This window comes from Flavobacterium cyanobacteriorum, from assembly GCF_002251835.1.
Lineage (GTDB): Bacteria > Bacteroidota > Bacteroidia > Flavobacteriales > Flavobacteriaceae > Flavobacterium > Flavobacterium cyanobacteriorum.
Genome location: NZ_NOXV01000155.1, coordinates 1 through 6,210 on the forward strand (window position 1 = coordinate 1; position 6,210 = coordinate 6,210).

The following is a 6,210-nucleotide window of genomic DNA, read 5'->3' on the forward strand; positions in this document are numbered from 1 at the left end:
CCGCCGCGAAAGCAGGCGGCGGGGAGGATGCCGCTCCCATCAGGGCTAGGCCCGCGCCTCCCTCCGTGACTTGCTGCCTGCCATACCCATAACGGCATATAATGTGGGATAAATGTGGTACCTTTGGCCCATAAAAAAAACAGGATAATGTTATGGTACACAAGGCAGGATTTGTAAATATCATCGGCAACCCTAATGTAGGCAAAAGTACCCTTATGAACGCCTTTGTTGGCGAGAGGCTTTCCATTATCACTTCAAAAGCACAAACCACGCGGCACCGCATACTGGGCATAGTAAACGGCGAAGATTTCCAAATCGTATTTTCAGATACGCCCGGAATCATTAAGCCAGCATACGAACTTCAAAACTCCATGATGGATTTTGTAAAATCAGCCTTTGAAGATGCCGATATACTGGTATATATGGTGGAAACCGGTGAGAAAGAGCTTAAGGATGAAGCTTTCTTTAACAAAATAATCAGGGCAAAGATACCGGTATTACTGCTACTGAATAAAATAGACAAATCCACACAGGAGCAGCTCGAAGAACAAATGGATTTATGGAAGGAAAAGGTACCCAATGCCGAAGTATACCCCATTTCTGCACTGGAAAATTTTAATGTTGCCAATATATTCAGCCGCATTGTAGAGCTGTTGCCTGAGTCGCCCCCGTATTACCCGAAAGATGCCCTGACCGATAAGCCGGAACGTTTTTTTGTGAACGAGACAATCCGTGAAAAAATACTCATTAATTACGACAAGGAAATCCCGTATGCTGTAGAAATTGAAACGGAAGAATTTATTGAAGATGATGATATCATCCGCATTAAATCAGTTATCATGGTAGAACGCGATACCCAAAAAGGGATAATAATCGGGCATAAAGGCGCAGCCATAAAAAAGGTAGGCATACAGGCCCGCGAAGCCCTCGAGAAATTCTTTGGCAAGCAGATACATATCGAAATGTTTGTCAAGGTCAATAAAGACTGGAGGAACAATGCCTACCAGCTTAGGAGGTTTGGGTATAACAACAGGTAGTTAAAAAGTTACATAGTCATAAAGTCGGAAAGTTGAGCATAGGGAACTTTAAAACTTTACAACATTCAACTTTAAAACTTACTTTTGCAAAAATTAAATCAGGAGCATGAATAACATCGTAGCCATAGTGGGAAGGCCAAATGTGGGCAAATCCACTTTTTTTAACCGCCTTATACAGCGCAGGGAAGCGATTGTTGACTCTGTAAGCGGCGTTACGCGCGACAGGAATTACGGCAAGAGCGAATGGAATGGCAAAGAGTTTTCGGTAATTGATACCGGTGGTTACATAAAAGGTTCTGATGATATTTTTGAAGCCGAAATACGCCGCCAGGTAGAGCTGGCTATTGATGAGGCCGATGCCATAATTTTTGTGGTCGATGTTGAGGACGGCATTACCCCGATGGATGAGGAAGTGGCCAAACTGCTCCGCAAGGTCACAAAACCTGTATTGCTTGCTGTAAATAAAGTGGACAACGCCATGCGCGAAAAAGACGCGGTGGAATTTTATAACCTTGGCCTTGGTGATTACTATACCATTGCCGGGATGAGCGGCTCCGGTACCGGCGAATTGCTTGATGCCCTTGTAGCACTCCTGCCTGAAGCTAAAGCACCTGTTGAAAATGAAGAAGCGCTGCCGCGCTTTGCTGTTGTAGGCCGGCCTAATGCCGGTAAATCATCTTTCATAAACGCACTTATTGGCGAAGACCGTTTTGTGGTGACCGACATTGCCGGGACTACACGCGATGCCATTGATACTACCTACAACCGTTTCGGGTTTAAGTTTAACCTTGTTGATACTGCCGGAATACGCCGCAAGGCAAAAGTAAAGGAAGACCTGGAGTTCTACTCCGTTATGCGTTCAGTAAGGGCTATAGAACACAGCGATATTTGTATTCTTGTTATAGATGCCACCCGTGGTTTTGAAGGGCAGGACCAAAGTATTTTCTGGCTGGCCGAGAAGAACCGTAAAGGTATTGTAATACTGGTAAACAAATGGGACCTGGTGGAAAAAGACACTATGACCACACGCGATTATGAAAAGAAAATACGTGAAGAAATAGCCCCGTTTACGGATGTGCCGATACTTTTTGTTTCGGCAATTACAAAGCAGCGCCTGCTTAAAGCCCTTGAAACAGCAGTACAGGTATTCGAAAACCGCAGGCAGCGTGTAGCTACCTCAAAACTTAATGAGCTTATGCTGCCCATCATTGAGCATAACCCGCCGCCGGCACTCAAAGGCAAATACATCAAAATAAAGTTTTGCATGCAGCTGCCTACCCCTACCCCCCAGTTTGTATTTTTCTGTAACCTGCCGCAATATGTAAAAGAGCCATACAAGCGGTTTATAGAAAATAAATTGCGGGAGAACTTTGATTTTTCAGGCGTACCCATTGATATTTATTTCAGGCAGAAATAGTTTATTTTCTTTAATTTTGAAATTATAATTTTTTTCTGATGGAGATCAGGTTTCAGACAAAAGAGGAAAGCAACCGGCTACAACGTGAGGATTTTTTAAAATTGCCGGGCGGAGAACGTGTGCTTGCCTTTCTCAGGCTTTGTGCGGCACTTGAACATTTTCCTTCAAAAAAAAAGCTGAAACAAAAGGATAATTTTATTATTAAAATAATTCCGAAATAAAAATGCAGCAGGTATGGGATGAAAGTATAAAAAGCTTTATAAGACTTGCCACTATACATAATGTGCGTATGCTTATGGTAGGTGGAGGTGCAGTCAATTTTCACGGTTACCAGCGTCATTCTGCAGATGTTGATTTCTGGATAGATACAACAGAGGAAAATTTTTCAAACCTTATTTTAGTTTTCCAGGAAATGGGTTATGAGATTACAGATTTTCCTGATGCTGTGAAAAATAAGCTTCAAAACATTTCTGTAAAATTCTCTCCTTCAGATCTTAATTTGGAACTTATTACCAATTTTTCTGTTAATAAATCCTTTGATGAAGCTTATCAGGATAGTGAAAAAGTAATTGTTAATGAAACAGAGTTTCTCCACTGGAATGTTATATCACTGGATGATCTTATAACCAGTAAAATCAAGGCAGGGCGTTCTAAAGATTTTTTGGATATACAACAACTTAAAGAAATAAATAAAATCCCTTAACCAAAATTGCATTTAACATACTAAAATAGTTATTTAGCTGTTTTAAGGAATTAACTTACCTAAACCAACTAAAAACTATATATGAACAGGAACCTTTGTTTGCTGCTATTGCTCATTTTAAGCACTGTATCCTATAGCCAGACCGTAACCTTAAAGGGCAAAGTGGCTGACAATGCGGGCATACCACTGGAATCTGCCACTATATATCTTACTTCTGCCAAAGATTCTTCAGTTGTTACTTATACCATCTCAGGAAAAAGCGGCAGCTGGGAGCTAAAGACCCACAAACTGGTTTATCCGGTATATCTGAAAGTATCATTTGTGGGGCTCCTGGATTACAGCCAGCTGCTCGAAAATGTAACTGCCGACCAGGATTTTGGGGTTATAAAGCTGGAGGACCGCCCTACTGAACTGGACGCGGTGGTTATAGAAAGTGAAATCCCTCCCATCCGGGTGAAGAAAGATACGCTTGAGTTTAATGCCTCATCATTTAAGGTGCGGCCGGATGCGAATGTGGAGGCGCTGCTGAAACAGTTGCCTGGGGTAGAGATTGATGAGGAAGGAAAAATTACAGTAAACGGAAAAGAGGTAAACCAGATACTGGTAAACGGGAAACCATTTTTTGATAAGGATGGAAAAATAGCCCTGCAAAACCTGCCTGCTGAAATAATTGACAAAGTACAAGTAACCGATACCAAAACCAAAGAAGAAGAGTTTTCGGGGCAGGCGGCCAGCGGCAATAACTCCAGTATAAACCTTACTATACAGGAAGACAAGAATAAGGGGCTGTTTGGGAAATTTATGGGGGGCTATGGCAGTGATAAGCGGTATGAAAGCAGTGCGATGCTTAATTATTTTAAGGGTGACAGGAAAATAAGCGTTTTGGCTTCGTCCAATAATATAAACTCTTCGGGGTTTTCCATGAATGAAATATTTGACAGTATGAGCGGGGGGCGGAACCGCACCATGTCCATGTCAAGCAATGGCAGTTTTAGTATTAATGGTGTACAGTTTGGCGGGGCGCAGGGAACAGGCATTACAAGGTCCAACCTGGCCGGGGTAAACTATTCTGATGCGCTTGTGAAAGGTTTTGATTCTAATGTAAGTTATTTTTATAATGGTTTCCGTACGGAAAACGATAACCGTACACAGCAGACCACGCTGCTGCCCCAAAACGAAAATGTAACCGATACCGGCAACCTGAATACAGAGTATACTACTTTTTCCGAGTCCAGGACCAAATCGGATTCTTACAGCCACAACATCAACTCAGAATTTGACATAATGATTGACTCCACAGCCCAATTGAACATAAACCCCCGATTTATGTGGAGCAACAACAAGTATAAAGCAACTTCTTCCCAAAGGGCTATTAATGGCAATAATGTGCTGCTTAACGAAAGTAATGCCTCTAACCGTAATGAAACCGATAACCACAGCTTTGTGAACACCCTTACATTCTTCAAAGCTTTCCGCAGCAAAAAAGGGAGGTCGCTTTCTGTTTCATTAGACAATAACATACAAAAAAACAAAGCGGATAACCTGAACCAGTCGGCAACATTTTTTTATAATGACACCAATAATGATGGTATACCTGAAACTTCATCCGACATAAGGAACCAGGTGCTGTACCAGCATAATTATACTGACCAATTGGGCATCTCGATAGAATATTTAGAACCGGTACTCGACTCATTACGGCTGAAAATAGGCAATGGATACACTATAAATAACACTGTAAATAACCGCAAGGTATTTGATTTTGATGCCGCAACCGGTCTTTATTCTATTGCCAACGGTGCCCTCACGCAATACCTGTCTCAACAACAAGACCGAATTGTGCCTTATGTGGGGCTAAGCCTCGAAAAAGAAAAATTCAATTTGAGCCTTGAGACGGGAACGACAGTAGTAAGCCTGCAAAATTATGCCTCATACCTCGGTACGGACTATGCCATTAACAGGCAGTATATCCTGCCGTATGCCAATCTTTATACCTCTTTACGGTTTACAAATTCCCAATACCTTTATTTCAACTATGCCTACCAGATTGAATTTCCCACCGCAGCCCAGTTGCTTCCTGTAGAAGACCTGAGCAACCCGCTGGCTACCTCTATAGGTAATCCTGAATTAAAGCCTAACAAGAGCCATGATATCTATATGGGTTTCAGCAACTACAATTATTCCACAAACAGCGGCTGGAACATATATGGCGGCGGTACATATTATGAAAGCCAGATTGTAGCCAATACAACCATAGACCAAAGTGCTAAAAGTACGACTACGTACACTAATATAGCGGGCAATTTTAATAACTGGGTGGGCGGAGCCTGGAATAAAACCATTAAGAGTGAAGCCCATTCTTATCGATTTACCCTTGGGCTTAGCAGTGGCTACGCTTACGCTAAAGGCTTTACGAATGGTGTGATTTTCAAAGCGCGCGAAGTAAGCCTGTCACCCAAGATAGGCTTCAGGTATAACTATGGCGATTTACTTAGCCTGAACCCTAGCTATAAATTCGAGTACAGCGAACAGAACTATACCAACTATACCCTGGGCCGGGCCTCTAATGTAGTGCATGGCCTTTCGCTGGAAACAACGTCTTACTGGCCCAAACATGTGGTAATAGGCAATGACATCAACTATACCTATAATTCAAATATTGCCGATGGTTTCCGCAAAGATTTCCTTTTATGGAATACGAGTGTGGGCTACAATTTTTTAAAAGACAAGCTATTGTTTAAAGTAAAAGTATATGACCTGCTCAACCAAAACCTGAGCGCCACCCGCACCATTAACCCTACCGGAATACTCGATCAGCAAAATACCGTTTTGCGCCGTTATGTAATGTTCTCCCTTACATATAAACTCCAGAAATTTGGCGCCAAAGAGAATAAAGACGATGACGAAGGAGGAGGCTTCTGGTTTTGGTAATAAAGAGGATACCCCGCAAGTAATATTTTGTTTTGCAACTATTGCCCGCGGGAGTAGTACATGTGAAGCAAAACTTTTTTAAACCCAAAAAAGTCATTAGGAATTTAAGTTGAATTTATTTC

5 protein-coding genes are annotated in these 6,210 nt (G+C 42.0%); all 5 read left to right on the forward strand.

Features of this window, described 5'->3' with window-relative positions; all coding sequences use genetic code 11:
* Nucleotides 1-152: 152 nt before the first annotated feature.
* The 5 genes from era to CHU92_RS02430 all read left to right on the forward strand — a co-directional run bounded on the left by era (nucleotide 153) and on the right by CHU92_RS02430 (nucleotide 6,088).
* The gene (era, locus tag CHU92_RS02410) at nucleotides 153-1,037 is read left to right on the forward strand and encodes a GTPase Era (protein WP_094412239.1); all 885 of its coding nucleotides are present in this window, start codon (nucleotides 153-155) and stop codon (nucleotides 1,035-1,037) included.
* Nucleotides 1,038-1,143: 106 nt separating this feature from the next.
* The gene (gene der, locus CHU92_RS02415) at nucleotides 1,144-2,454 is read left to right on the forward strand and encodes a ribosome biogenesis GTPase Der (protein WP_094412241.1); all 1,311 of its coding nucleotides are present in this window, start codon (nucleotides 1,144-1,146) and stop codon (nucleotides 2,452-2,454) included.
* Nucleotides 2,455-2,492: 38 nt separating this feature from the next.
* Nucleotides 2,493-2,675 (forward strand): hypothetical protein, encoded by a 183-nt coding sequence (locus CHU92_RS02420; protein WP_094412243.1) that lies wholly within the window; start codon nucleotides 2,493-2,495, stop codon nucleotides 2,673-2,675.
* A 2-nt stretch (nucleotides 2,676-2,677) separates the two neighbouring features.
* The gene (locus CHU92_RS02425) at nucleotides 2,678-3,157 is read left to right on the forward strand and encodes a nucleotidyltransferase (protein ID WP_094412245.1); all 480 of its coding nucleotides are present in this window, start codon (nucleotides 2,678-2,680) and stop codon (nucleotides 3,155-3,157) included.
* Nucleotides 3,158-3,238: 81 nt separating this feature from the next.
* On the forward strand, nucleotides 3,239-6,088 hold the full coding sequence (locus CHU92_RS02430; RefSeq protein ID WP_094412247.1) for an outer membrane beta-barrel protein: 2,850 nt from the start codon (nucleotides 3,239-3,241) through the stop codon (nucleotides 6,086-6,088).
* Nucleotides 6,089-6,210 lie beyond the last annotated feature (122 nt).

Bases quoted from the DNA above. Each gene is read 5' to 3' on its own strand.
- CHU92_RS02420 (WP_094412243.1), top strand. From the start codon at position 2,493: ATGGAGATCAGGTTTCAGACAAAAGAGGAAAGCAACCGGCTACAACGT.
- era (WP_094412239.1), top strand. From the start codon at position 153: ATGGTACACAAGGCAGGATTTGTAAATATCATCGGCAACCCTAATGTA.
- CHU92_RS02430 (WP_094412247.1), top strand. From the start codon at position 3,239: ATGAACAGGAACCTTTGTTTGCTGCTATTGCTCATTTTAAGCACTGTA.
- CHU92_RS02425 (WP_094412245.1), top strand. From the start codon at position 2,678: ATGCAGCAGGTATGGGATGAAAGTATAAAAAGCTTTATAAGACTTGCC.
- der (WP_094412241.1), top strand. From the start codon at position 1,144: ATGAATAACATCGTAGCCATAGTGGGAAGGCCAAATGTGGGCAAATCC.